26 protein-coding genes and 2 pseudogenes are annotated in these 26,263 nt (G+C 47.6%); 11 read left to right on the top strand and 17 right to left on the bottom strand.

The window, feature by feature from the left end:
- From D9736_RS16810 to gadW, 3 genes and pseudogenes are all read left to right on the top strand, one after another.
- Positions 1-223 (top strand): annotated as a pseudogene (locus tag D9736_RS16810) (glutamate decarboxylase); the annotation flags it as partial.
- A gap of 397 nt (positions 224-620) precedes the next feature.
- Positions 621-1,436: a DNA-binding transcriptional regulator GadX gene (gene gadX, locus D9736_RS16805; RefSeq protein WP_130258770.1), complete on the top strand. Its 816-nt coding sequence runs from the start codon at positions 621-623 to the stop codon at positions 1,434-1,436.
- A gap of 368 nt (positions 1,437-1,804) precedes the next feature.
- Positions 1,805-2,533: an acid resistance transcriptional activator GadW gene (gene gadW / locus D9736_RS16800; RefSeq protein WP_130217846.1), complete on the top strand. Its 729-nt coding sequence runs from the start codon at positions 1,805-1,807 to the stop codon at positions 2,531-2,533.
- 363 nt (positions 2,534-2,896) lie between these two features.
- On the opposite strand, the gene mdtF is transcribed toward gadW, so the two are convergent.
- The gene (mdtF, locus tag D9736_RS16795) at positions 2,897-6,010 is read right to left on the bottom strand and encodes a multidrug efflux pump RND permease MdtF (protein ID WP_130258760.1); all 3,114 of its coding nucleotides are present in this window, start codon (positions 6,008-6,010) and stop codon (positions 2,897-2,899) included.
- A gap of 24 nt (positions 6,011-6,034) precedes the next feature.
- Positions 6,035-7,144 carry a multidrug transporter subunit MdtE gene (gene mdtE / locus D9736_RS16790; protein ID WP_346471935.1) on the bottom strand — a complete coding sequence of 370 codons (1,110 nt, stop codon included), beginning with the start codon at positions 7,142-7,144 and terminating at the stop codon, positions 6,035-6,037.
- A 107-nt stretch (positions 7,145-7,251) separates the two neighbouring features.
- On the opposite strand from mdtE, the pseudogene D9736_RS23850 reads away from it, so the two are divergent.
- Positions 7,252-7,536: pseudogene (locus D9736_RS23850) on the top strand (hypothetical protein); the annotation flags it as partial.
- Between the two features lie 19 nt (positions 7,537-7,555).
- On the opposite strand, the gene gadE reads toward D9736_RS23850, so the two are convergent.
- Together gadE and hdeD are read right to left on the bottom strand one after the other, a co-directional pair.
- Positions 7,556-8,083, bottom strand: coding sequence for an acid resistance transcriptional activator GadE (gadE, locus tag D9736_RS16780; RefSeq protein ID WP_064527778.1), 528 nt, complete (start codon positions 8,081-8,083; stop codon positions 7,556-7,558).
- Between the two features lie 721 nt (positions 8,084-8,804).
- On the bottom strand, positions 8,805-9,374 hold the full coding sequence (gene hdeD / locus D9736_RS16775; protein WP_130221293.1) for an acid-resistance protein HdeD: 570 nt from the start codon (positions 9,372-9,374) through the stop codon (positions 8,805-8,807).
- A gap of 254 nt (positions 9,375-9,628) precedes the next feature.
- Here hdeD and hdeA point away from each other — a divergent pair, with 254 nt between their 5' ends.
- The 3 genes from hdeA to D9736_RS16760 all read left to right on the top strand — a co-directional run bounded on the left by hdeA (position 9,629) and on the right by D9736_RS16760 (position 11,114).
- Positions 9,629-9,961, top strand: a complete 333-nt coding sequence (gene hdeA, locus D9736_RS16770; protein ID WP_130209189.1) for an acid-activated periplasmic chaperone HdeA — start codon at positions 9,629-9,631, stop codon at positions 9,959-9,961.
- A gap of 115 nt (positions 9,962-10,076) precedes the next feature.
- Positions 10,077-10,403, top strand: a complete 327-nt coding sequence (hdeB, locus tag D9736_RS16765; protein ID WP_130209187.1) for an acid-activated periplasmic chaperone HdeB — start codon at positions 10,077-10,079, stop codon at positions 10,401-10,403.
- 63 nt (positions 10,404-10,466) lie between these two features.
- The gene (locus tag D9736_RS16760; RefSeq protein ID WP_130258758.1) at positions 10,467-11,114 is read left to right on the top strand and encodes an MgtC/SapB family protein; all 648 of its coding nucleotides are present in this window, start codon (positions 10,467-10,469) and stop codon (positions 11,112-11,114) included.
- Positions 11,115-11,164: 50 nt separating this feature from the next.
- Here the strand turns inward: D9736_RS16760 and D9736_RS16755 are convergent, their stop codons facing one another.
- Genes D9736_RS16755 through shuT form a run of 6 tightly spaced genes read right to left on the bottom strand, consistent with a single transcriptional unit; the run spans position 11,165 to position 16,376 of the window.
- Positions 11,165-11,935, bottom strand: coding sequence for a heme ABC transporter ATP-binding protein (locus tag D9736_RS16755; protein WP_130258757.1), 771 nt, complete (start codon positions 11,933-11,935; stop codon positions 11,165-11,167).
- Positions 11,932-12,924: a heme ABC transporter permease ShuU/ChuU gene (gene shuU, locus D9736_RS16750; RefSeq protein ID WP_217355974.1), complete on the bottom strand. Its 993-nt coding sequence runs from the start codon at positions 12,922-12,924 to the stop codon at positions 11,932-11,934. Before shuU ends, D9736_RS16755 begins: the two co-directional genes overlap by 4 nt.
- 50 nt (positions 12,925-12,974) lie before the next feature.
- Positions 12,975-13,598, bottom strand: a complete 624-nt coding sequence (gene chuY / locus D9736_RS16745) for an anaerobilin reductase (RefSeq protein ID WP_130258756.1) — start codon at positions 13,596-13,598, stop codon at positions 12,975-12,977.
- Positions 13,598-14,092 (bottom strand): heme utilization cystosolic carrier protein HutX, encoded by a 495-nt coding sequence (gene hutX / locus D9736_RS16740; protein ID WP_021550030.1) that lies wholly within the window; start codon positions 14,090-14,092, stop codon positions 13,598-13,600. Before hutX ends, chuY begins: the two co-directional genes overlap by 1 nt.
- 12 nt (positions 14,093-14,104) lie before the next feature.
- Positions 14,105-15,442 carry a heme anaerobic degradation radical SAM methyltransferase ChuW/HutW gene (gene hutW, locus D9736_RS16735; protein ID WP_130258755.1) on the bottom strand — a complete coding sequence of 446 codons (1,338 nt, stop codon included), beginning with the start codon at positions 15,440-15,442 and terminating at the stop codon, positions 14,105-14,107.
- 19 nt (positions 15,443-15,461) lie between these two features.
- Positions 15,462-16,376: a heme ABC transporter substrate-binding protein ShuT gene (gene shuT / locus D9736_RS16730; protein WP_130258768.1), complete on the bottom strand. Its 915-nt coding sequence runs from the start codon at positions 16,374-16,376 to the stop codon at positions 15,462-15,464.
- 55 nt (positions 16,377-16,431) lie between these two features.
- On the opposite strand from shuT, the gene D9736_RS23390 reads away from it, so the two are divergent.
- The 3 genes from D9736_RS23390 (at position 16,432) to chuS (ending at position 20,108) form a co-directional block, all read left to right on the top strand.
- The gene (locus D9736_RS23390; RefSeq protein WP_165383169.1) at positions 16,432-16,632 is read left to right on the top strand and encodes a hypothetical protein; all 201 of its coding nucleotides are present in this window, start codon (positions 16,432-16,434) and stop codon (positions 16,630-16,632) included.
- 416 nt (positions 16,633-17,048) lie between these two features.
- Positions 17,049-19,031 carry a TonB-dependent heme/hemoglobin receptor ChuA/ShuA gene (gene chuA, locus D9736_RS16720; RefSeq protein WP_130221299.1) on the top strand — a complete coding sequence of 661 codons (1,983 nt, stop codon included), beginning with the start codon at positions 17,049-17,051 and terminating at the stop codon, positions 19,029-19,031.
- 48 nt (positions 19,032-19,079) lie between these two features.
- Positions 19,080-20,108 (top strand): hematinate-forming heme oxygenase ChuS, encoded by a 1,029-nt coding sequence (gene chuS, locus D9736_RS16715; protein ID WP_130258754.1) that lies wholly within the window; start codon positions 19,080-19,082, stop codon positions 20,106-20,108.
- 61 nt (positions 20,109-20,169) lie between these two features.
- On the opposite strand, the gene D9736_RS16710 is transcribed toward chuS, so the two are convergent.
- From D9736_RS16710 to D9736_RS23385, 6 genes are all read right to left on the bottom strand, one after another.
- A complete protein-coding gene (locus tag D9736_RS16710; protein WP_130217826.1) occupies positions 20,170-20,700 on the bottom strand; it encodes a LuxR C-terminal-related transcriptional regulator in 531 nt (176 codons plus the stop codon).
- A gap of 142 nt (positions 20,701-20,842) precedes the next feature.
- Positions 20,843-21,409: an outer membrane lipoprotein Slp gene (gene slp, locus D9736_RS16705; protein ID WP_130217824.1), complete on the bottom strand. Its 567-nt coding sequence runs from the start codon at positions 21,407-21,409 to the stop codon at positions 20,843-20,845.
- Between the two features lie 453 nt (positions 21,410-21,862).
- Positions 21,863-22,288, bottom strand: coding sequence for a glutaredoxin-dependent arsenate reductase (gene arsC, locus D9736_RS16700; protein WP_130258753.1), 426 nt, complete (start codon positions 22,286-22,288; stop codon positions 21,863-21,865).
- 12 nt (positions 22,289-22,300) lie between these two features.
- The gene (gene arsB, locus D9736_RS16695) at positions 22,301-23,590 is read right to left on the bottom strand and encodes an arsenite/antimonite:H(+) antiporter ArsB (protein WP_130258752.1); all 1,290 of its coding nucleotides are present in this window, start codon (positions 23,588-23,590) and stop codon (positions 22,301-22,303) included.
- A gap of 54 nt (positions 23,591-23,644) precedes the next feature.
- On the bottom strand, positions 23,645-23,998 hold the full coding sequence (arsR, locus tag D9736_RS16690) for an As(III)-sensing metalloregulatory transcriptional repressor ArsR (protein ID WP_130258751.1): 354 nt from the start codon (positions 23,996-23,998) through the stop codon (positions 23,645-23,647).
- Between the two features lie 537 nt (positions 23,999-24,535).
- The gene (locus D9736_RS23385; RefSeq protein ID WP_001339935.1) at positions 24,536-24,709 is read right to left on the bottom strand and encodes a hypothetical protein; all 174 of its coding nucleotides are present in this window, start codon (positions 24,707-24,709) and stop codon (positions 24,536-24,538) included.
- A gap of 27 nt (positions 24,710-24,736) precedes the next feature.
- On the opposite strand from D9736_RS23385, the gene dinQ reads away from it, so the two are divergent.
- Positions 24,737-24,820, top strand: a complete 84-nt coding sequence (gene dinQ, locus D9736_RS16680) for a damage-inducible type I toxin DinQ (protein WP_001295215.1) — start codon at positions 24,737-24,739, stop codon at positions 24,818-24,820.
- 53 nt (positions 24,821-24,873) lie between these two features.
- On the opposite strand, the gene gorA is transcribed toward dinQ, so the two are convergent.
- Complete coding sequence (gorA, locus tag D9736_RS16675; RefSeq protein WP_000160811.1) at positions 24,874-26,226, bottom strand: glutathione-disulfide reductase; 1,353 nt, start codon at positions 26,224-26,226, stop codon at positions 24,874-24,876.
- Positions 26,227-26,263 lie beyond the last annotated feature (37 nt).

The raw sequence follows: 26,263 nt of genomic DNA, 5'->3' as shown, positions 1-26,263 counted from the left end.
TGACCTCTCTGAACGTCTGCGTCTGCGCGGCTGGCAGGTTCCGGCATTTACTCTCGGCGGTGAAGCCACCGACATCGTGGTAATGCGCATTATGTGCCGCCGTGGCTTCGAAATGGACTTCGCTGAACTGTTGCTGGAAGACTACAAAGCCTCCCTGAAATACCTCAGCGATCACCCGAAACTGCAGGGTATTGCCCAGCAGAACAGCTTTAAACATACCTGATAACAGAATGTCACCTGCATGCCAGGAGCATGCGGGTGTAATTCATTCATGGTAAAGAAATATATCCTATAAATAAGAGCAGTGGCGTAATGATCAGGATGCTAATTCTGATCATTTTTTTGTTTTTTGGGAAATTCATATAATTGAATAATTTGCAATGTAAATTAAATCTTGTGCAAATTACAATAGAATGCATCAGTTATTATTCATATTCGTTATTATTGCTTATTTTTTTCTCTAACAGATTGAAAAATAAGTGACCCGGAACAATGCTTCTAACCACTTAGGATGCTACTCTTTTTTTATCGTTTAAGCTTTATTTAAGTCGCGATTTGACTTAGGGTGTTGGCGTGCTACATTAAATACAATAATACGTTTCTGTTATAGTGTATTAATGATGCAATCACTACATGGAACTTGTTTAATTGCGTACGCAAAGCATAAATATATTCTCACCATGCAGAATGGTGAATATCGCTGTTTTAACGGTGGTGATTTGGTTTTTGCGGATGCAAACCAGATTTTAGTTGATGAATGTGCAGAGAACGTCGTCTTTGTCACTAAGGAAACACTCTCATTATTTCTCCCGATGCTCAAGGAGGAGGCATTAACTCTTCATGCCTGTAAAAAAGTTCCTTCGTTAATTGTGCATCACTGTACCCGAGATATCCCTGTTTTTCAGGAAGTTGTGCAGCTTTCACAGAGTAAAAATCTCCGCTATGGTGAGGTCTTACGTAACAGGGCATTAATATTCGCGATATTGTCGGTTTTTCTTGAAGATGAACAGTTTATAGCGCTACTCATGAATATCCTACAGCCCAATATGCGAACGCGGGTTTGTACGGTTATTAACCGTAATATCGCTCATGAATGGTCATTGGCGAAAATAGCCAGCGAGTTATTGATGAGTCCTAGTTTGTTAAAGAAAAAATTACGTGAAGAAGAGACGTCTTATTCGCAATTGCTTACCGAATGTAGAATGCGAAGAGCGTTACAACTCATTGTAATACATGGCTTTTCTATAAAGCGAGTGGCCGTGTCGTGTGGCTATAACAGTGTGTCGTATTTTATTTATGTTTTTCGCAATTATTATGGCATGACACCGACAGAGTATCATGAACGAATAGCTGAAAGAGGGTGTGATAACCCTCTGATGATGGATATTTGTGTAGCAGAAAAGTGTTGTCACCCTGAAAGGATAGTAAGGTTATAATTGCTTTTTGAAGATAAAAAAAACCCGGCATAGGGGACCGGGAAGAGGATAGTCTGCCGTCTCCAGACTAATAAGCCGTTATAACACTCCATGTTGGCACGGGAAACTTTGTGCTCTCAGTGGGTTAAATATAACTTTTGCTGGAGATAAGATCAGCCAATTTTTTATAAACATAAGCTATACACAAATTTAAGATATATCACGCATGCATTTACTTTTTATGGCTTAACTGATATATGCGCTTATGTATGTGATTACTTTTTGGTCCTACCAATTTTGGCAGTTTTGGCTTTTTACAGGAGTCATACATCATTTCATTTGTATACTGAAATTGTAATGGTTGTAGTAATGGAATATAAGGGCTTGTCATGACACACGTTTGCTCAGTGATCCTCACCCGCCGTTCATTTGATATTTATCATGAGCAGCAGAAACTCTATTTGCAAAAAGAGAGTATTCTTTTGATGGACAAAAATATGGTGGAGAGTTTTCCTTTTGATGAATCCTATGCCCGCAGACTAGATATCGATGAAAGGATCATTAGCTATTACTTGCACAATATCCGTCTTTCGGGGCGGTGTTTAGGGCTGCATGGTAAAAAACGGTTGCTAGTTAACCCAACACCACCAATGCCGCTGGTCACTGCGATATTTGATAGTTTTGCTCAAGAAGATATTGCGTCGAGGACATTAAGTAATATGCTTTACTTTTCCTGCCTTTCGATGTTTTCACGAAATAAAGAACTTATTCCTTTCCTTTTTAATAGCATTAGTACCGTTTCAGGTAAAGTTGAACGCATTATTGGCTGTGATATAGCCAAACGTTGGTATCTGCGTGATATCGCCGAAAAAATGTATACCAGTGAAAGCCTAATCAAGAAAAAATTGCAGGATGAAAATACCTGCTTCAGTAAAATATTGTTGGCCTCGCGAATGTCGATGGCCAGACGATTACTCGAGTTACGACAAATCCCGCTGCCGATGGTCGCAGAAAAATGTGGCTATAGCAGTACGTCGTACTTTATTAATACTTTCCGCCAGTACTATGGCGTAACACCGCACCAGTTTGCGCAACAGTCAACTGGGACCTTTAACTGACTGGATTTCTCATTCGAAAGTCGGTCAGGATCTCCCTCACACTTCATGTGAAAATCTTTCCTCATTAACTCTGCCGGGTCACCGGCAAGTTTGCTTTCGCAGTTTGCAAAACAGTAAACGTATTTTCAGGAGGAAAAGACGCGGCATGTTCAGGATTATTAAGTTTGCAATTCATACAATTACGGGAGTTCTGGTCAGTGTCGTGTTGTTTAAATTGATAACCAACGGTTGGAGCGGGTTCTACTTTCAATGCTGTTTACTGAGTCTGATGTTCCTGGCGGTAAGCTGGCTGTTGAGTGGCGAGTGGTTAGCGGGAAAGAGTAAGGCTGAACCCTCACGCTCAACCTTACTCTCGTTTACGCGTTACGCTTTTTTAAAGCGGGCAAAGAGATGTTCCACCACAACGAAAAAGACCGGAACGAAGTAAATCGCCAGCACCGTTGCTGCAAACATCCCCCCCATAACGCCTGTACCTACTGCGTTTTGCGCACCGGAGCCTGCGCCATGACTGATAACCAGCGGCAGCACGCCGAGAATAAAGGCCAGAGAGGTCATCAGGATTGGGCGTAAGCGCATCCGTGCCGCTTCGATAATCGCTTCCATCGGTGTCTTCCCTTCTTTTTGCATCATCTCAACCGCAAACTCGACAATCAGGATGGCGTTCTTGGCGGAAAGCCCAATGGTGGTCAGCAGACCAACCTGGAAGTAGACGTCATTGCTTAAGCCGCGCAGGTCTGTAGCCAGTAACGCGCCAATTACCCCAAGCGGTACGACCAGCATTACTGAGAATGGAATTGACCAGCTTTCATAAAGTGCGGCGAGGGCAAGGAACACCACGACCAGCGAGATGGCATATAGTGCCGGAGCCTGGTTGGAAGATAACGCTTCCTGATATGACAGTCCGGTCCATGAATAGCCAACGCCAGTCGGAAGTTTTGCGACCAGATCCGCCATAAATTTCATTGCGTCACCCGTACTTTTTCCTGCCGCCGCTTCCCCTAAAATCTCCATTGCTGGAATACCGTTGTAGCGTTCCAGACGTGGTGAGCCGTAGGTCCATTCTGTTGAAGAATAAGCAGAAAGCGGCGCCATCGTGCCGGAGGCGTTGCGCACATACCATTGGTTTATATTATCTGGCAGCATGCGGAACGGTGTTCCCGCCTGGACATACACTTTTTTCACTCGTCCCTGGTTAAGGAAGTCGTTCACGTAGCTACTACCGAAAGCGGTGGAAATGGTCTGGTTGATATCGGACAACTCCACGCCCATCGCCTCAGCTTTCGCAGCGTTGACGTTGACTTTGAACATCGGTGTATCTTCCAGGCCGTTCGGGCGTACCCCGGTGACCTGGTCAGGCGATTGCGCTGCCAGAGACAGCAACTCATTTCTCGCCTGGGTCAGCTTTTCATGTCCCAGGTTACCGTTGTCCAGTAGTTCCATATCAAAACCTGACGCTGTCCCCAGTTCTGCTACCGCCGGTAAGTTGAACGGGAAAATAACTGCTTTATTGATGCGGCTAAGAGCCACCATCGCCCGCTGAATAATCGCGGTCACCGAATTTTCTTCGCCGACGCGTTCAGACCACGGCTTCAGGCTGATAAACGCCAGACCGTTGTTTTGCCCCTGGCCGCTGAAACCAAAGCCGCCAACGGTAAACACCGACTGAACATTATTTTTCTCTTTTGTCAGATAGTAATCGGTCACCTGCTGCAGCACTTTAGTGGTGTTAACCATCGTGGAACCTGATGGTAGCTGTGCAGTGGTCATAAATACCCCCTGATCCTCTTCCGGCAAGAAGGAGGTCGGTGTACGCAGAAACAGCACCGCCATCCCGGCACAAATCAGCAGGTAAACCACCATATAACGACCCGTGCAGCGCAGCAGTGAGCGGGTACTGTCGGTATAGTGTTGGGTTGATTTTTCAAACAGATGGTTAAATCGCACAAACAACGCATTCTGTTTGTGACCGCCTTCTGGAACGGCTTTCAAAATGGTGGCGCAAAGGGCAGGCGTTAGACTCATCGCCACAAACACCGAAAGCAACATGGAGGAGATCAGCGTAATGGAGAACTGACGGTAAATTTCCCCGGTCGCGCCGCTCATAAAGGCCATTGGCATAAACACCGCGGAAAGCACAACGGCAATCCCGACCAGCGCCCGTTGGATTTGCCCCATTGATTTATGCGTCGCTTCCTTCGGCGGCAGCTTATCTTCTGCTATCACGCGCTCGACGTTTTCTACCACCACGATAGCATCATCGACCAGCAACCCTATCGCCAGCACCATCCCGAACATGGTGAGGGTGTTGATGGTAAAACCGACCGCCGACAAAATCGCAAATGTGCCGAGAATAACGACCGGAACGGCAATAGTCGGGATGATCGTAGCGCGAATGTTTTGTAAAAACAGATACATGACTAGGAAGACGAGGATGATGGCCTCAACCAGCGTTTTGAAAACTTCCTGGATTGAAATTTTAATAAATGGTGTCGTGTCGTAAGGATAAACCGTCTTCAGGCTGGCGGGAAAATAGGCCGATAAACGGTTGAGCTCTGCTTTTACCGCCCGCGAAGTATCGAGCGCGTTTGCTCCTGTAGCCAGTTTGATCGCGATCCCGGCGGCAGGTTTGCCGTTATAGCGCGCTACGGTGGAATAATCTTCCGCTCCCAGCTCGACGCGGGCAACGTCGCGCAGCAGCACTTGTGAACCATCTTGCTGAACTTTCAGCAGGATTTTGCCAAATTCTTCCGGTGTTTGCAGACGTGTCTGCACAATGATCGAGGCGTTCAGTTGTTGGTCTGCCGCCTGTGGCATTCCGCCCAGTTGACCGCCGGAAATCTGGTTGTTCTGTACCTTGATTTGGGAAATAACATCGGCAGGAACAAGGTTGTATTTATTGAGTTTTTGCGGGTCCAGCCAGATACGCATGGCGTACTCTGAACCAAAGAGCTGCACGCTACCGACACCTGCGGTACGACTTAATGGATCTTTAATATTAGAAGCCACATAGTCTGCAATGTCGTACTGGTTGAGGCTGCCGTTTTCAGAGATAAACGCTGCCACCATCAGGATATTGCTGCTCGACTTATTGACGCTAATCCCTTGTTGCTGTACTGCTTCGGGGAGTGATGGCATGGCAAGTTGCAGTTTATTCTGCACCTGAACCTGCGCAATATCGGGCGATGTTCCTGTCTCAAAGGTCAGTGTGATGGACGCATTACCCGCCGCATCACTGGTTGATGACATATACATCAGGCCATCAAGTCCATTCATATTTTGCTCAATCACCTGAGTGACCGAGTCTTCTACCGTTTGCGCATCAGCACCCGGATAGGTGGCGCTAACGGTGATGGTCGGTGGTGCAATCTGCGGATATTGCGCCACCGGTAAGTTCATGATCGCCAGCCCGCCTGCGAGCATCAAAATAATGGCAAGTACCCAGGCAAAAACCGGGCGATCAATAAAATAGTTAGCCATGAAAGTCCCCTTAAGCCTGCAACGTTATTGTTTCGATTCGGTGCTGGCGTTTTCCTGGCTGGAGGAAATTGCGCGTGCTTTGATACCTGGGCGAATGCGTTGCAAACCGGAAACGATCACCCGATCGCCAGCTTGCAAGCCAGAAGTGACGACCCACTGGTCGCCGATGGCTTTAGTGGCCTCAATTTCGCGTAACTGCACGACATCATCTTTATCAAGAATGAGCGCCGTTGCTTTGCCCTGGGCGTTATGGGTAACGCCTTCCTGCGGCACCAGTAACACATTCTGGCGACTACCTTCATCCACTAATGCTGTGACGTACATGCCTGGCAGTAAGTCGCCATTTGGATTGGGGAAAATCGCGCGCAACGTGACGGAGCCCGTGGTTTCATCCACCGTCGGGTCAGAGAATTTCAGCGTACCGGTCTGGCTGTAACGTTTACCATTTTCCAGATTGAGCTGTACTGGTGTACTGCCCTGAACCTGTTTGATTTGCCCACTGGCGACCTCTTCTTTCATGCGCAAAAAATCCTGCACTGACTGCGTGAGATCGACATAAATCGGGTCCAGACGCTGTACGGTAACCAGTGAATCCGCCTGGTTAGCGGTAACGAGTGCGCCGACGGTCACTGATGATTTCCCGCTGACGCCCGTAATGGGCGAGGTGACATTCGCGTATCGCAGATTGATGGTCGCCTGCTCAACAGCCGCTTTAGCAACGGTGACATTGGCTTCCGCCTCATTCAGCTGGGTGCGCGCGGTGTCGTAATCCTGACGGCTGACGTAGTTGGTTTTCAGCAACGATGCCTGGCGATTAAAGGTAATGCGGGCATTGCTGGCGGTAGAGAGGGCTTTCGCCAGCGAACCTTTGGCTGAGTTCAGCTCTGCCTGCAAGGGCGCAGGGTCAATCTGATACAACGAATCGCCCTGGTTGACTTTATCGCCCTCGATAAAATTGCGTTTAATGATGATGCCACCCACCTGCGGGCGAATCTCAGCAACTTCATAAGGAACAGTTCTGCCAGGCAATTCGCTCATGACATTGATTGAGCCGGGGGAGAGCTTCACCACGCCCACTTCTGGCGTCATGGCGGCAGCATTTTGCGCTGATTTGTCGTCGCATGCGGTGAGTATTACGCCGCAGAATAACAACGGTATTAACAGTTTTCTTTTTCTGTTCATTTTATTCCCTGAAAATTCGTGAAAAATTACGGATTTTTTGAATGTGTGCGGGGAGAGGCATGAGGGATTTACAGACCAGCGGCATAGTGCAGGCCATGGGGATGTATGCCTGTGATGGCGCATGCAGGCCGAGTGACCAATGTGGTGATTTAGATGGCAAAAAAAATGTTGCCGTTCTGCTGACAGTCTCTGCCTGCGTCCGGGCAACGAATGTTTCTACTGGTGGATACATAAACCAGGGGAATAAGTTCGTTTTTGCTTCTCCTTTGGTTATCACCGGGAGTAATGGAGTCAGCATTTGCATCCCTCGTCATGCCAGCCGTCAATTTCAGGCACTTATCGCTGGGCCACATCAACGCCTTCTTAAAAATAAGAAGAGATCCCCAGAGTCACGATGTCGCTCATACGTCTAAGTTTCAGCTTGTACATAATATTGAATTTCTGGATCTTTAATGTCTGCTGTGAAATTTTCAGTGTTGACGTGATATTACTTTCATTTTTGTTCTTAAGGATTAATTGCATAATTTTGAATTGATTATGCGAAAAACATAATTGAGAATTCTTATGAGGCAAGTGTTTTCCATAAGTAATATCAATCAGGTTTTTAATGCTTTCTTTACGGCTGATAAAAAAGATAGGCGACTGACTTTTAAGTTTACTGATGTGGTAAGGTGCCAGAACAATGATTCTTTCAGCATCTAACTTCTCAAGAAACTTAATCGCTTCTTCATCAAGGATATGATTATGATAGGTATCAATGATCACCTTGAATGGTTTGTTACCTATGCTTTTTATCTCTGACAGGGAATTGATTTTTATCATTTCGTGATTATCTTTCAACTGCAAAAAGCCCTGTAAAAGAAAAGAATCCTTCGTCATGAGAAAAATCATAACTTGCTCCTTAGCCGTTATTGTTTCGAACATGTCATCCTTTTCATTATTTACATCCATGTCCGAATTCGTTGTTCAATATAGTAAACGCCTATAAGAACGTTGCCCTTCGTGAACTAATACGTCTATTAACACTAATCAAAACTTGAGATTTATCCATCACGCACTCCATATATTGATCCTAGGTAACATTCCTGGGTGTTATAAATTTGTTAGTGCTAACAAGAAATTAACAACTCCCATATTTTCACCAAGAATAAGTTATCAATTTAAAGTTTGTGATTTCTTAATGATAAAACTAAAATAAAAAAGTAATCCGATTTAAATATCGAGTCTCCTTGTTTCTACTTAAGCTGGCAATTGGATTGCCAGCTTTCTTTTTAATTTTTCAGGAAAATTAACATCAACTGAATTAATTACCTTCTTATTGAGCCAATGCTTGCCAAATCTTGATTTCATTTTCCCACAGCACTTTTAAACATTAAACCTGACTACAGAAAATATCAGCCATGATAATGTTTGAAATGGCTAATTTGCTGTGAAATTTATAAAACCATAAAGGTTTCAGCGAGTTGTTTAATGAGTCGCACGGTAATTATTTCAACGATGGTTTATGTTTTGCCCTGGTGGCTATATGAAGTGAGAGTGTTACATGCCTCATAGTCACCATGAGTGATTATGAGGCGGTGTGGGAAATCCTGTGTCGACGGTCTGATATTGATTATTTTTTAACGAATAAACTAGCGAAGCTAAACAAGCTGGCAGCGCTGAATATTAGTTCTATCCCCACCAGTGTAGAAACTAGTGTTACAGAAACCATTGGCGTTGCACCCAGGAATATCCATGCGATGATGATATCCAGGATACCAATGACTAGTTGTAGCCAGCTGCCTTTCATTGAACGCTGGCGATACCAGCTCATCAAGCGAATAACCCCAGCGACACAAAACAAGCCAGCGATAAACGCCGCAATAGCAAAAATTCCCAGTTCTGGTGCGCGGATGAAGAAATAGCCGATCAACAAATAGGCGACAGCGACAAGGAAGCCGGATAATACAGGCCAGAAATTATGACTCCGGTTGCTGAATAAACCGACAATAAGCGCAATGCCTGAGCAGATTAATAATGCGCCAACGACCGTGCTAAGGATATCGCCAGAGACAAACGGGAAGCTTATACACAGCAAACCGACAATAAACAGTAGCACAGCAATAAACTGGATTGCTCTCCGATGCTTCTTAAGCATATCCAGGTCAAATTTCAAAATTGTTGCCTTATCTATATATAACATAGAACCACCCTATAAATTTAAGAAGAAAAACCCCTGCTATCAATCTATGCCAAAAATGCATCCAGGAATGCATGTGATTTAATAAAAATTTCCTAATTAATGTGTCTGACACCAATGTAACTTGTTGTATTTAAATAAAAATATCTGATTTTGACATTTTATCTCAACATGACATACCCAAAAAACCAGGTTATAACCTCAATGTCGAAATTGATTCGTGACGGCTCTTTCACTTTATAGTTGAGGATATTACGATGAAAAAAGTATTAGGTGTAATTCTTGGTGGCCTGCTTCTTCTGCCAGTTGTGAGCAATGCCGCGGATGCACAAAAAGCAGCTGATAATAAAAAACCTGTCAACTCCTGGACCTGTGAAGATTTCCTGGCTGTGGACGAATCCTTCCAGCCGACTGCAGTCGGTTTTGCTGAAGCACTGAATAACAAAGATAAACCAGAAGATGCGGTTATGGATGTTCAGGGCATTGCAACCGTAACCCCAGCTATCGTTCAGGCTTGTACTCAGGATAAACAAGCCAGCTTTAAAGATAAAGTTAAAGGCGAATGGGACAAGATTAAGAAAGATATGTAATTCATGGAATGCGTTGCATCGTATTTCCTTGAATATTGAACAGGCAGGAATACCTCGCGTTAAAGCAGATAATCCTCCTGTTCATATATACTTTATTTGTTGAATGGGTTGTAAAATGAATATTTCATCTCTACGTAAAGCCATGATTTTCGTTGGCGCTGTAGCGGCACTTTCACTGGTTAATGCACAATCTGCACTGGCTGCTAATGAATCTGCTAAAGATATGACTTGTCAGGAATTTATTGACCTGAATCCAAAAGCGATGACACCGGTTGCATGGTGGATGCTGCATGAGGAAACGGTTTACAAAGGTGGTGATACTGTAACCTTAAATGAAACTGATCTGACTCAGATTCCTAAAGTGATTGAATATTGTAAGAAAAATCCGCAGAAAAATTTGTATACCTTCAAAGATAAATTGGCAAATGTCCTGCCGAATTAACAGGAATAAAGCAAAAAGGAGTAGCAAGTTGAGCCATCTTGCTGCTCCTTTTTGCATTTTTATATGACTGCAGAATTTATTATTCGTCTAATCCTGGCTGCTATTGCCTGTGGTGCTATTGGCATGGAAAGGCAAATCCGCGGCAAAGGGGCAGGGCTTCGTACACATGTCTTAATCGGTATGGGTAGCGCCCTGTTTATGATTGTGTCGAAATATGGTTTCGCTGATGTGCTGGCGCTTGATCACGTCGGGCTTGATCCCAGCCGTATTGCCGCTCAGGTTGTCACTGGCGTCGGTTTTATAGGCGCGGGTAATATCCTCGTTCGTAATCAAAATATTGTCGGCCTCACCACCGCTGCGGATATCTGGGTAACAGCAGCAATCGGTATGGTGATTGGTAGCGGCATGTATGAGCTGGGGATTTACGGTTCTGTAATGACCTTGTTGGTACTGGAAGTCTTCCATCAATTAACTTTCCGGCTGATGAACAAGAATTACCATTTACAGCTGACGTTGGTGAACGGTAATACGCTGTCGATGCTCAACTGGTTTAAACAACAAAAAATAAAAACTGATTTAGTTTCGTTGCAAGAAAATGAAGATCATGACGTGGTTGCTATTGATATTCAGCTTCATGCGGCGACGTCGATAAAAGATCTGTTGCGATTATTAAAAGGTATGGCAGGGGTGAAAGGCGTTTCAATTAGCTAATCTATATAGTTATTTATTCGCAGGAGTACCAGTGCGGTACTCCTGTTGGTTTAATGATCGAGGACAATCAGCGGAGAATGATTGGCAGGGGCGTTTAATACAGTAATATCCGCGCCGTAGAGCATAGTCAGCGCCTGCTGTGTCAACACGTCCTGCGGTTTACCATTGGCGATAACCTTTCCTTTTTGCATCAATACAACACGGTCGGCATAACGGGCGGCAAGATTAAGATCGTGCAAAACACAGCAGACGTTGAATTGCCGTTCGCGAACTAACTGACGTAATAAACGAAACAGATGCTGCTGATGATGAATATCCAGCGCCGACGTTGGTTCATCAAGAAATAACCATTTCGGCGAGGGTATTGCTTCCCAAAGTTGTACCAGCAGGCGCGCTAATTGCACACGCTGTTGTTCACCGCCGGATAATTGCCGATAGTCGCGGTTTGCTAACGCCTGACAGTCGCATAGCGCCATTATCTGTGCCGTTTCATCCCCCTGATTACCGGTACGATGCGGATGGCGCCCCATCTGGATCACTTCTTGTACGCTGAATGGAAACGCCATATGGCTATTCTGACGCATCACGGCCCGGTGTTTCGCCAGTTCGGTAATTGACCATTCATTTAATGGCTTATTAAATAACCGGCATTCACCGCTATCAGGTTGAAGATAGCCGGTGAGTTGGCGAAGCAACGTGGATTTTCCCGCACCATTAGGACCGAGAATGGCAACAATTTCCCCGCCGGGAAAAGTCAGCGAGACATTGTCAGTCAGGCGTCGCCCATGAAGGCTATAAACCAGGTTCCGGGCGCTAATCATGCGATCCTCCGGTTGCGCAGAATCAACCACATGAAATACGGACCGCCAAGCAGGCTGGTTAGTAATCCTACAGGCATTTCTGCGGGCTGTACCAGTGTGCGGGCAAGCGTGTCTGCCATCAGTAATAAGCAGGCTCCGGCAAGGGCAGAGCAAGGAATTAGCCAGCGATGATTTGCTCCGGTTGTCATGCGAATCAGATGCGGGATCACCAGGCCTATAAAGCCAATAATGCCGCTTACCGATACGGCAGCGCCAACGAGCAGTGAGCTAATCAACAGTAATTGTTGGCGTTTACGCTTTACGTTCACGCCGAGGTAATGGGCTTCTTCATCACCAAGTTGCAGCAAATTCAGCGTTCCGGCGAGACACGTTGTTGCCATAATGGCGGGCAGAATGAACGAACTGGCAACCAATAACGTTGGCCATTGCGCCTGACCGAGATTGCCCATCATCCACAACGTGAGTTGTCGTAGCTGTTGCTCATCGCCGATATAGCTCAGTATGCCGATCGCTGCGCCGCACAGGGCATTGATGGCGATACCGGCGAGTAACAATTGCATCATGCTGCCATCGCGATGGCGCTGCGTGATGAGAAAAATGATGGTGCAGACCACTAAACTTCCGGCGATGGCAAACACCATTTGTTCATAAAGCACCAGCACCACGGGGAAGGAGAAGGGCAGCACAATAGCAACGCCAACCATTAATGCCGAACCGCTACTGACGCCAAGTAATCCAGGGTCAGCCATTGGGTTGCGAAAAAGCCCCTGCATAATTACCCCTGCGGTTGCCAACGCTGCACCTACCAGCACCGCCAGCAAAACCCGTGGTAGACGAATATTGAGCCAGATATCGCGGTATTCCTCATCAAAAAGGGCATCAAAACTGATCTTTAACGCTCCCTGACTGGCACCGAACAGCACCAGAGCTAGCAATAATAGTGATAGCCCCATAAAGACCCTGGAGGAAGAGAGTGAATCCTTGAGCACGCAAAACTCCGTTATGACGTTGCGGCGCGGAGAGTCTGCGCCGCATGGGATTACGCCGGTTTCAGGTCCGGTTCAATCAGACTGTAGATCTGCTTGTTGAGTGCTGGCGCGTTTGCCAGTTCATGAATGTGTGCGGCGACATCGGCACGGTGAACAAAACCATGACACTCCTGATTTTGTATCCGTTGTGCTTTGCCTGTTGCTGCGCCGTCAAGCAGACCGCCAGGGCGGAGAATGGCGTAGTCTAGCTGGCTGGTTTGCAGCCAGCTTTCCGCCAGTGTCTTTTCGCGCACCGCCTGACCAAACGCGGCTTTTGCCCGCTCCGATAAGAACGGCCAACTATCGCCGCATCCCAAAGAAGTCACCAGAATCATGCGACGGATGCCTGCCTTTTCGGCCTCATCAATCACCGTTCTGTGGGCCAGATAATCCTGTGCGCCGCCCATTGTTGAGATGATAAGTGCTTGCGGACCAGCCGCGCGGCTGGCGGCTGCGACTACGCTGGCGTCACAAGCGTCGCCAGTAAAAACCTGCACACCTTGTTGCGCCAGTTGAGCCGCAGCGTCTGCACGGCGAACGATAGCGACGACCGGACGTTGTTCTGCCAGCGCCAGTTCAAGCGTTCTGGCGCCCACACCTTTTCCGCCCGCACCAAAGAGTAGCCAGGGTGTCATCAGGCGTGTTCCTTCAACGATGCTGCCAGAGCATGGAAGGCGTTGACCTGTTCACTCAGGAGCTGACGATGGTCATCCCTGCCGAGGAAGATTTTCAGCATGGCGCTGCCTTCTTTGTTGAAAAAGAGAATGGATGCGGTGTCCATGCCCATAAATTTACGTTCGATTAAGGCAATATGCGTGCAGTTTTCTGCTTTGATATGCCCGGACATGCCGTGCTTTCCACGCAGATTGAAATAGCCGTGGCGGTGGAAACCCGAAGGCAGTTCGCCGCTAAATTCGAGGATCACATCGGCAGTATGCACCAGCGTGGTGACGTTGCCCCATTCACAGACGGTATCCCAGACAGTATCGAATTTATCGCCTGACACAACAGTCGGAGAGGGCAGATTTTTCACTACCTCCAGAAGCGTGGTGTTGTATTGTTCGGCGATCGCCTCCAGCGTACCGTCTGGCTCCGTTTTCAAAAATTCCTGTAACGAGACATGGCTCATAAATCACTCCTGTTATGGTTTTTCAAGCGCAATTGCTGGCGCATTAAGTACCTGAATCAGTTCATTAAGAGACTGCAAAATGTTGCTTGCCCAGAAACGACCTTCATTGGTCAATCGCAGACACGTTGAAGCATCGCGGCTTAAGCCTTTTTGGTGCCACTGGGCCAGTAATGGTGCGAGTTTTTCGGCATGTGGCGTAAGTTCGTCCAGCGGTACACGCGCCGTTTCAATGCCCGATTGCAAGGTATGACGCCACTGCGCGTTACGTTCAGCGTTACGCATGATCATCATCAGCGGTTTTTTGCCTGCCGCGACGGATTCATGCCAGGTCTGCAGATTGCGTTCATTCATCCAGGAGTAACCATTAATCGAACCGCCGGCGCCGGAACCAAAGGCCAGACAATCGGCACCTTGTTTTATCAGCAGGTTATAGAGATTGCGTTCGCGTGTGGTACGGCCCCAGTGGCTGTTACTGATGCAGCGCCAACCGGCATCGTCCATAAAATCACACCCTTGCAGGTAAAGATCGCGACGTTCCGCCGGAGAGGGCACGGTAGTGCGCCCGTTTTCCATGGCTTTGCCCAGTGGCGTGTTGGGCAGGACGTTGAGCGCATAGAGGTCGACGCCGTCAAGACCGATATCGCGGGCAATAGCCAGATCTTCTCCCCAGGTTTGCGCATCCTGACCTGGCAGGCCAAACAGCAGGTCACAGACCACCGCAGCACGGTCGCGTTTGACCAGGCTTTCCATAAACGCAATGGCGGTTGGGCCATCCGAGGTGCGGGCCATTTTCTTGCGGATTTTGCTGTTAAACGACTGAATACCAATTGAGAAGCGGTTTGCTCCCGCATCAAGGCAAGCGTCGATTCGCTCAGCGTCAAAATTCAGTACCCGGCCTTCAATGGTGATTTCACAATCGGGTGCCAGTGGTAATTTCTCTCGTAGTGTGGTGATGATTCTTGCCAAATCGCGCGCGGAGAGTGCGGAAGGCGTACCGCCACCGAAATAGACCGCATGGATGGGCGCGGACTGATGCAATACGCTGTCTGCCTCCTGTTCGATTTCTCGAATCAGGGCATCGGTATAATGAGCACACGCATCTTCATTAAAACGATTCTGATAAAAACCACAAAACGTGCAGTGTGTCGCGCAAAAAGGAATATGAAGATAAACCAGTCGCTTACGAGGTGAGGTTGTTTGACTGATCATCTCTTGCCAGGTCTGTGCCAGTTGTTCTTTGGCGACCGGAATGGCTCCACGAAACGGCATCATGGCACGCCTGTCTTTAAATGGCTGGTCACCGTCTAAAGCAAAATGAGACGTGAGATCCAGGGTGTTTTTCATGTTCATACGTCTGATTTAAATCCGTTTATTGCGGCCAAAGTTGCTGGTGTAAAGACTCAACGACATCAGCAATACGCGGGCCCATTCCCAGAATCAGGTTTTGATCAACGGTGATAATGCGCTGGTTTTTCCATGCGGCAGTGTGGGTAATTCCGGCAATAGAACGTAGCCGATTAATATCGCCATCGACCATTTGTGAGGTTACGACAATCACTTCAGGGTTAGCCGCAATCAGCGATTCCGCGCTGTAGCTTTTGTACTGCTGGTGGGTAGCGACGTTTTCTGCTCCGGCAAGCGAAAGAATGGCGTCCGCGACGCTGCCTTTACCGGCAACCTGTGGCGCACTTCCGCCTGCGGAGAGAATAAACATGGCTTTAACCGGGGCTTTTTTGGCCGCCACGTTTTGCTGTACTCGCTCCAGGCGTTGGCTGATTTGTGTCACCAGCGCCTCGCCTTGTTCAGGAACCTGTAACGTTTTTGCCAGTTGGCGAATGTTGGCGTACATCTGCTCAAGGGTGGCTGGTACACGCGGCAGAGTGACGACGTTGACCTTTTGCGCCCGCAACTGGTCGAGCACAATTTGCGGTCCTGCATCCTGCCAGGTAATTACGCTATCCGGGCGAAGTGACAAAATGCCTTCGCTGCTGAGTTGTTTCCAGTAGCCAATATGCGGCAGTTTGGCGGTTTCTGGTGGATAAGATGTCGTTTCATCGACACCCACTACGCGCTCGCCAGCACCCATCGCGTAGATTAGCTCCGTCAGTGATCCTCCAGCGACCACAATGCGTTCGGCAGCCGTTGCGCTAAAAGCCCAGCTAAGAGCCAGTACTGCCGTAAACAATTTTTTTCGTTTTACCGCAGTCTTCGCGACAGAGGCCACGGCTGAAATACATAACATTAGTGGGGAAAAAAGATACGGCCTGTTGGTGATCCTTGGCATCATATGAGAACTCTTATCGAATTGAGAATGATCATGATTATCATTTGAGTTATATATGAAATACAACCGTCGATTCAATACGCAAGGCGTTACAAGCGTATTTATTTTTGATTTTTATCAAGATGCTTCGTCAGCTAACGTTCTTGTTACCGACAAAATTTCAGGGCGGGAAAAAGCTGAGATCTCAGAGATATCGCGGCTTGCAGAGCAAAGAGAAGAGAAAATTATCGCGGTTAACGACAACGTTTCGTTATGAGGTCGTGGGGGACTGCCACAAGAAAAAAATGGTTTTCTGGATACAGGATAGCTTTCATAACCCCCTGTTTATTGTGTTAATGGCGGTTAAAAAAAAGCTTGATCATAAAAAATTGATCGATAATAATTCTCATTATCACGTCTGGATTTAACAAAATATGACTATATGGATAACAAAATAATAGCTTTTGCAAGGGATAGCGCACAGCGCTCTTCACTCCAGATGCGGCATATCGCTTTGCCTGACAAAGAGGGCGAATTGTCCGGGATACCAGGCAATTTCACCGGATATAAACGCCTGTTAACTCACCCGGCGAATATTATCGCTTTGAATTGTAAATAAATTTATTTTTCGCCAGCCATCCCGGTATTAATCCAGGTAGCCAGCATTTTTTATTTTCCTCATGGAGAATCGCTATGTCACGTCCTCAATTTACCTCGTTGCGCTTGAGTTTGTTGGCTTTGGCTGTTTCTGCCACCTTGCCAACGTTTGCTTTTGCTACTGAAACCATGACCGTTACGGCAACGGGGAATGCCCGTAGTTCCTTCGAAGCACCAATGATGGTCAGCGTCCTCGACACTTCCGCTCCTGAAAACCAAACGGCGACTTCAGCCACCGATCTGCTGCGTCATGTTCCTGGGATTACCCTTGATGGTACCGGACGAACCAACGGTCAGGATGTAAATATGCGTGGTTATGACCATCGCGGCGTGCTGGTTCTTGTCGATGGCGTTCGTCAGGGAACGGATACCGGACACCTGAATGGGACTTTCCTCGATCCGGCGCTGATCAAACGTGTCGAGATTGTCCGTGGACCTTCGGCATTACTGTATGGCAGTGGCGCGCTGGGTGGGGTTATCTCCTACGATACGGTCGATGCAAAAGATTTATTGCAGGAAGGACAAAGCAGCGGTTTTCGCGTTTTTGGCACCGGTGGCACGGGGGACCATAGCCTGGGATTAGGCGCGAGCGCGTTTGGGCGAACGGAAAACCTGGATGGTATTGTGGCTTGGTCCAGTCGCGATCGTGGTGATTTACGCCAGAGCAATGGCGAAACCGCGCCGAATGATGAGGCTATTAATAACATGCTGGCGAAAGGAACCTGGCAAATTGATTCTGCCCAGGCTCTGAGCGGATTAGTGCGTTACTACAATAACGACGCGCGCGAACCAAAAAATCCGCAGACCGTTGAAGCGTCTGACAGCAGTAATCCGATGGTTGATCGTTCAACGATTCAACGTGATGCACAGCTTTCTTATAAGCTCTCTCCAGTGGGCAACGACTGGTTAAATGCTGATGCAAAAGTTTACTGGTCGGAAGTTCGTATTAATGCGCAAAACACGGGAAGTTCCGGTGAGTATCGCGAGCAGACAACGAAAGGTGCCAAACTGGAGAACCGTTCCACTCTGTTTGCCGAGAGTTTTGCCTCTCACCTGCTGACGTATGGCGGTGAGTATTATCGTCAGGAACAGCATCCGGGCGGCGCGACGACGGGCTTCCCGCAAGCAAAAATTGATTTCAGTTCCGGCTGGCTACAGGATGAAATCACCTTACGCGATCTGCCGATTACCCTGCTTGGCGGAACCCGCTATGACAGTTATCGCGGTAGCAGCGACGGCTACAAAGATGTTGATGCCGACAAATGGTCGTCTCGTGCAGGGATGACTATCAATCCGACCAACTGGCTGATGTTATTTGGTTCATATGCCCAGGCATTCCGCGCGCCGACGATGGGCGAAATGTACAACGATTCAAAGCACTTCTCGATTGGTCGCTTCTATACAAACTATTGGGTGCCAAACCCGAATTTACGTCCGGAAACCAACGAAACTCAGGAATACGGCTTTGGGCTGCGTTTTGATGACCTGATGTTGTCCAATGATGCCCTGGAATTTAAAGCCAGCTACTTTGATACCAAAGCGAAGGATTACATCTCCACAACCGTCGATTTCGCGGCGGCGACAACCATGTCTTATAACGTCCCGAACGCCAAAATCTGGGGCTGGGATGTGATGACGAAATATACCACTGACCTGTTTAGTCTTGATGTGGCCTATAACCGTACCCGCGGCAAAGACACCGATACCGGGGAATATATCTCCAGCATTAACCCGGATACCGTTACCAGCACCCTGAATATTCCGATCGCTCACAGTGGCTTCTCTGTTGGTTGGGTCGGTACGTTTGCCGATCGCTCAACACATATCAGCAGCAGTTACAGCAAACAACCTGGCTACGGCGTGAATGATTTCTACGTCAGTTATCAAGGGCAGCAGGCGCTCAAAGGCATGACCACTACTTTAGTGTTGGGCAACGCCTTCGATAAAGAGTACTGGTCGCCGCAGGGCATTCCACAGGATGGGCGTAACGGCAAAATTTTCGTGAGTTATCAATGGTAATCATCAGCCCCGATATTTCGGGGCATTTATCTGGAAGGAAGAGAGACAATGAACCACTACACACGCTGGCTTGAGTTAAAAGAACAAAATCCCGGAAAGTACGCGCGTGACATCGCAGGTTTAATGAATATCAGCGAAGCAGAACTGGCATTTGCGCGCGTCACGCACGACGCGTGGCGGATGCGCGGCGATATTCGTGAAATTCTGGCGGCGCTGGAAAGCGTTGGTGCAACCAAATGTATTTGTCGTAATGAATATGCAGTCCATGAGCAAGTTGGCTCGTTCACAAACCAGCATTTGAACGGTCATGCCGGATTAATACTCAACCCGCGCGCGCTGGATTTGCGACTGTTTCTTAATCAGTGGGCCAGTGTTTTCCATATAAAAGAAAACACGGCTCGCGGTGAACGTCAGAGTATTCAGTTTTTTGATCATCAGGGCGATGCGTTACTGAAAGTTTATGCTACCGACAATACCGATATGGCGGCATGGAATGAGCTTCTGGCACGCTTTATCGTCGAGGAAAATACGCCGCTTGAGTTAACAACGATTGATGCGCCTGCCGCACAAACCGATGTCGATGCCAGTGTTGTAGAACAAGAGTGGCGTGCGATGACGGATGTCCATCAGTTTTTTACGTTGCTCAAGCGCCACAACCTGACTCGTCAGCAGGCGTTCAATCTGGTGGCAGACGATTTGGCCTGCAAAGTATCTGGTAGTGCGCTGGCGCAGATTCTGGAATCTGCACAGCAGGATGGCAATGAAATCATGGTGTTTGTTGGCAACCGTGGCTGCGTACAGATTTTCACGGGTGTGGTAGAAAAAGTGGTGCCAATGAAAGGTTGGCTGAATATTTTCAACCCGACGTTTACTCTTCATCTATTAGAAGAGAGCATTGCTGAAGCCTGGGTTACCCGTAAACCGACCAGCGATGGCTACGTAACCAGCCTGGAACTGTTTGCTCATGATGGTACACAGATTGCGCAACTTTATGGTCAGCGTACTGAAGGGGAACAGGAGCAGGCGCAATGGCGTAAACAGATTGCGGCGCTGACGCAGGAAGGCGTTGCTGCATAACGAGTCATTGTCCGGAGGTCTGGCTGTCGCCGGACCTCTTTATAAATATCAGCTGGAGATTTCAGACCAGATAATCAATATGTTGATGACGTACCAGTTCGTTGATCCGTTTAAGATTGAGGATCATCATAATATTGTGTTTATGGCAGTAGAATGTTTTCAGCGATATTTTGAGTTTCCCCAGAATATCTTCTGTCGTCATTTGATTCGCAATGCAGCTCAGAACCTGATGCTGTTTGCGCGAGAGTGACACGTCCGCTTCTGGTACAGAGCAATAACTGCCATTGAGCAGCGCGACGAAGTCAATAATCGTAATATTTCTCTGGACAAAGGTTACCGGAACTTTCCCCAGACAGCGTTTAATATTAAACGGCGAGAAAACAATGACATGAACAGGCCGCAGGCGTTCAATTTTGTTGAGCATTGATGAGTGGAATACATTATTCATTAATGTATCAATAATTACTAAGGCATTCTGATGCAACGTTAAGTCAATCTCTTTTTCGTTCTGTATATGAACGACATTACCTTTACTTATAATATTTTTCATCGCGGTGAAAAACATGGTGTCTTTGGTAATTATAAGAAACATAACCGACTCCCGTTGCGAACATTAACTTTATAATCAGGTCGCCAAAGGTAATAAAAAGGTCAGGGCTTGTAATTATAGTTATATAGAAATGATTTTATTGAAGATGCAGATATTTGAAAAATATCTGCATCTTTAAACCAAATTATTTCACCAGTTCTGGCGTTACCTGGCTAACTGCATTGGTGTAGTACGGTGTGCCCCAGCCGGGTTCAGGCCAGAATGCGCCGTAGCCGTAATCCCACAAGTTGTAGGTGGTATTGACCACTTCTCTCAAATGCCATACCTGAATCCCCTGCACATTTACGTCAACGAAGTTATATGGGACTTTATTGATAAATCCAGGTTGTTCGCCCTGAATAGTGCCGAGAACGGTGACAAAGTGGTTACGGTAGTTCACTGGGTCAAGGAAGCCGCTTTGTCTGGCGAGCAGTCGCCCTTGATAGTTGGCCTCAATGTCAGGTTTCGCATAGCTATCCAACGGCAATACGGCGATTTCTAGCAACGTATCTGTTTTACCGTTGATAACGTTGATAACCTTCCCGCCGAAGCGTGCCTGTTGGCCAACATACAAATTCGGTTGGTTATGAACAGCAACAAAACTTTTTTGAATATCAGGTTGGTTATTGCCTTTGATATTTTGCGGAATCGAACTACATGCGGCAAGAAAAAATGAAAGGCTGAAGATGAGTGCACCTTTTGTCTTGTTCATGTTACTATCCTTATCAACAAATGTTAAAACCATAATAGATATTTCTTTATAGTTTTCATCTGATTTTCAGGTGATATGCCTGATAGTAACGTAAACCTGTCTGATATTTATATCCTTGCAGATGAGTTCCGGAAAGCATTGATGTGTGATGTTATTATGCGTCTCCTTATAATATGAGATATTATAAGGAGACTCTTATTTCTAATGGCACATGGCGTAAAAATTGTTATTGATGTGATGATAATGGTTTATAAATGTTAGATATGCAAGCCATTCGTAATTTTAATTTTGGGGATCTTCAATTTTAAAACGCTTATTATATGACTCATTTTATCTGTTCATTAAAAAACATTGTTTATCCGTCCTGCGTGGATATCAATAATTTACTGAAATTGCACGATCGAAATTATGTATTTTTTGTCAATAATGAGAGGGCGCAGCCGCCCCCTTTGTTTATTTTAATCGCTTACCCGCATCATCAATCACTTTCTCGCCATCTTCCTTGGTGAACGCGCCTTGTTGCGCATCTGGCAGAATTTCCAGCACGACTTCTGAAGGGCGACACAGGCGAGTTCCCAGCGGCGTCACTACAATCGGGCGGTTAATCAGGATGGGATATTGCAGCATAAAATCAATTAACCGATCGTCAGTAAATTTATCTTCTGCAAGGCCCAATTCCTCATACGGTTCAACGTTTTTACGCAGCAGCGCGCGTACGGAAATCCCCATATCGGCAATGAGTTTGACCAGTTCATTACGCGTCGGCGGAGTTTCCAGATAATAGATAATGGTCGGTTCGGTACCGCTGTTGCGGAGCATCTCAAGCGTATTACGCGACGTGCCGCAGGCCGGGTTGTGATAAATAGTAATGTTGCTCATATCAGTATCTCATTACGATGTGAAAGAGAGGCGTAGCGCCAGCGCGGTCAACGTCACAAACAGTACAGGCAGGGTCATGATAATCCCTGTACGGAAGTAATATCCCCAGCTGATTGTCATATTCTTCTGCGAAAGTACGTGCAGCCAGAGCAGCGTTGCCAGGCTACCAATCGGGGTAATTTTCGGCCCCAAATCGCAGCCAATCACGTTGGCATAAACCATCGCTTCTTTGATAACGCCAGATGCCGTGCTGCCCTCAATGGACAACGCGCCAACCAGTACCGTCGGCATATTGTTCATAATAGAAGAGAGCAAGGCGGTGAGGAATCCGGTGCCGAGCGTCGCGGCCCACAGGCCGTTATCCGCCAGCACGTTGAGTACGCCAGAAAGATATTCTGTTAACCCGGCATTGCGCAGGCCATAAACCACCAGATACATGCCGAGCGAGAAGATGACAATCTGCCAGGGTGCACCGCGCAGCACCTTGCCCGTATTAATCGCGTGACCGCGTTTAGCGACCGCAAACAAAATCAGCGCACCCACAGCTGCAATGGCGCTCACCGGAATGCCGAGTGGTTCCAGGACGAAAAATCCCACCAGCAGAAGCAGTAAAACAACCCAGCCAGTTTTGAACGTAGCAGGATCTTTAATCGCTTCGGTGGGAGATTTCAGCAGCGCCATATCGTAGTTCTGTGGAATATCTTTGCGGAAATAGAGATGCAGCATTACCAGCGTGGCAACAATTGCGGCGATATCCACCGGCACCATCACCGAAGCGTATTCGCGAAAGCCAAGACCAAAGAAATCTGCCGAAACGATATTCACCAGGTTGGAGACAATAAGCGGCAGGCTGGCGGTATCGGCAATGAATCCCGCTGCCATCACGAACGCCAGCGTCGTGCCTTTACTGAACCCTAAAGCCAGCAGCATGGCGATGACAATCGGCGTTAAAATAAGCGCCGCGCCATCATTGGCAAACAGGGCCGCAACGGCGGCACCGAGCAGGACAATCCAGGTAAACAGCAAGCGACCGCGTCCATTGCCCCAGCGTGAAACGTGCAGCGCTGCCCATTCAAAAAAGCCGGACTCATCCAGCAGCAGGCTGATGATAATGACGGCAATAAACGCAGCCGTCGCGTTCCAGACGATATTCCACACCACCGGAATATCACCCGGATGGACCACGCCCGTAACTAACGCCAGTACTGCGCCGAGGGTTGCACTCCAGCCGATGCCTAAACCTTTCGGCTGCCAGATAACCAATACGATGGTCAGGACAAAGATAGCGCCTGCCAGTAACATAATGCCTCCCGGATAAAACACATGTGCAAATCCATATGTGTTTAGCTAAATTTTTTAACCGCAAATGTTCTTACTGTCTGCGGAACAGTTTTGCCGAGCCAGGTTGCGGACAATCGCCTGAATCTTTTCCTGTTCACATCGCCAGGCCTGCTCAATAATTTTCGCGGCCCATGCTGGAATATGCGGTGATAAGCGGTAATGAACCCACTTACCTTGCTTGCGGTCCAGCAATAGCCCGCTTTCACGCAGCAATGCCAGATGGCGGGATATCTTGGGCTGCGACTGGTCGAGGGCAGTGCAGAGATCGCAGACGCATAACTCTCCCAGTTCGCTGAGCAGTAAAACGATGCCCAGACGGGTTTCATCGGCAAGAATTTTGAAGAGTTGGATGGGTAACAGAAATGACATATTGCGCTCCTGATTGTTACAGGCAGTGTCTCTCTTCAAAGCGGATAAGTCAAAAACATATATGAATTAATGAATGTGTAAGTGCAGAAGATGGTAATAGGTGTGAATTTTGAGTTGGCTATTCATTTGAAAGGCGGTCTGAATCAGGACGTAAAAAAACCGACTTTGCGTCGGTTTTTTACTCTTCAGCCTGAGCTGGTGGCTCTGGCTGGAGTGAGAATGCCCACATCTAACGGTTCAATACTATTAGCCAGTGGCTAACATTACAAGCGTTAGCGATTTCTTCAGCTGGCGAAGGGGGCACTTCGGTATATATCGCAGTGACGATTTATATACTTTCACTGGGTCATCGTCATATTAAGCCTTGTCCGAATCCGGATGTAAAAAAACCGACTTTGCGTCGGTTTTTTACTTTCCAGCCCAGAGTTGGTGGCTCTGGCTGGAGTGAGATAGCCATCATCTAACGCATCAATGCTAATACCATACTGAAACTATTGCAAGGACATGCTGGTTTTATAACCTGAATATACTGTATGATTATCCAGTTGGCTCTGAGACATTTTCACTCTGGCAATGCGCATAAACGCTTTCAAAGTCCTGGTCAGAAGTACGGGTGGTGCCGTTCACTGATGCTCTGGCCGGAGTGAGATAGTCGTCATCTAACAATGAGACATGCGCCGTGACAGGCAATGGATGAGTAAGCGGATGCATTCTCACTCCATCGCATGGAGAAAACGGGTGATTGATAAAGCAATCATCGTTCTTGGGGCGTTAATTGCGCTGCTGGAACTGATCCGCTTCCTGCTTCAGCTTCTGAACTGATAGCGGAAACGTAATTAAGGGCTAAGAGCACACTACTCTTAGCCCTTTAACATTTAACGCATTGTCACGAACTCTTCTGCCGCTGTCGGGTGAATGGCAACCGTGTTGTCGAAGTCTTTTTTGGTTGCGCCCATCTTCAGCGCCACCGCGAAGCCCTGCAACATTTCGTCCATACCAAAGCCAATGCCGTGAATACCGACAATCTTCTCTTCCGGTCCAACGCATACCAGTTTCATGCGGCACGGCTGGCGGTGAGTGGTGACGGCGGTATACATCGCGGTGAAAGAGGATTTATACACTTTCACCTGATCGTCGCCGTACTGCTCGCGCGCCTGCGGTTCCGTTAAACCAACAGTACCAATCGGCGGATGGCTGAAGACCACGGTCGGAATGTTGCTGTAATCCAGATGCTCATCCGGCTTGTTATTAAACAGGCGTTCAGAGAGACGGCGACCCGCTGCAACTGCCACCGGTGTCAGTTCCACTGCACCCGTGTTATCGCCCACCGCGTAAATACCTTCAACGTTGGTGTTTTGATATTTATCGACGACGATATAGCCTTTTTCGTTGGTTTTTACGCCAGCGGCTTCCAGGTTGATGTTGTCATTGGCAGGCTCGCGACCAATCGCCCAAATCAGGCAATCCACCGTTTCACTGCGACCATCTTCCAGCTCCAGCGTCAGGCTGCCATCGGCATTTTTCACCACCGCTTTCGGGATGGCGTTGGTGTGCAGCTGCGGGCCTTCGGCGTTCATCACTTCAACCAGCGTTTCAGAGATCATCGGGTCGAAACTGCGCAGCGGCGCATGTTTACGCACAAACAGATGCGTTTTCGCGCCCAAGCCGTTAATCACGCCCGCCAGCTCAACAGCGATGTAACCTGCGCCAACAACCGCTACACGCTCTGGCAAAGCAGGAAGGGCGAAGAAACCATCGGAATCAATACCATATTCCACGCCTGGAATATCCGGGTGGCTCGGACGACCGCCGGTGGCGATCAGAATATGATCGGCCGTGATGGTTTCGCCGTTTACCTCTAGCGTTTTGGCATCAACGAAGCGGGCAAAGCCTTTGATTACATCAACGTTATTTTTACCGAGCACGTTTTCATAGGAAGTATGAATACGGTCGATATAAGCGGTACGGCTGGCGATCAACGTTTCCCAGTTGAATTTATTGATAGTGGTATCGAAACCATAATCCGGGCCGTACATATGGATCGCTTCACGGATTTGCGCCGCGTGCCACATCACTTTTTTCGGTACGCAGCCGACGTTCACGCAGGTGCCGCCCAGCTCTTTGGCTTCAATCAGTGCGCATTTCTGGCCGTACATAGCCGCGCGGTTGATGGAGGCGATACCGCCGCTGCCGCCGCCGATGGCGATGTAATCATAGTGTTTAGTCATGACAGAGTGTCCTTATCGTTGATTACCGCGATTGTAG

Source organism: Escherichia sp. E10V10, assembly GCF_004211985.1.
Classification (GTDB): Bacteria; Pseudomonadota; Gammaproteobacteria; order Enterobacterales; family Enterobacteriaceae; genus Escherichia.
This window is presented reverse-complemented; position numbering and strand designations above follow the sequence as displayed.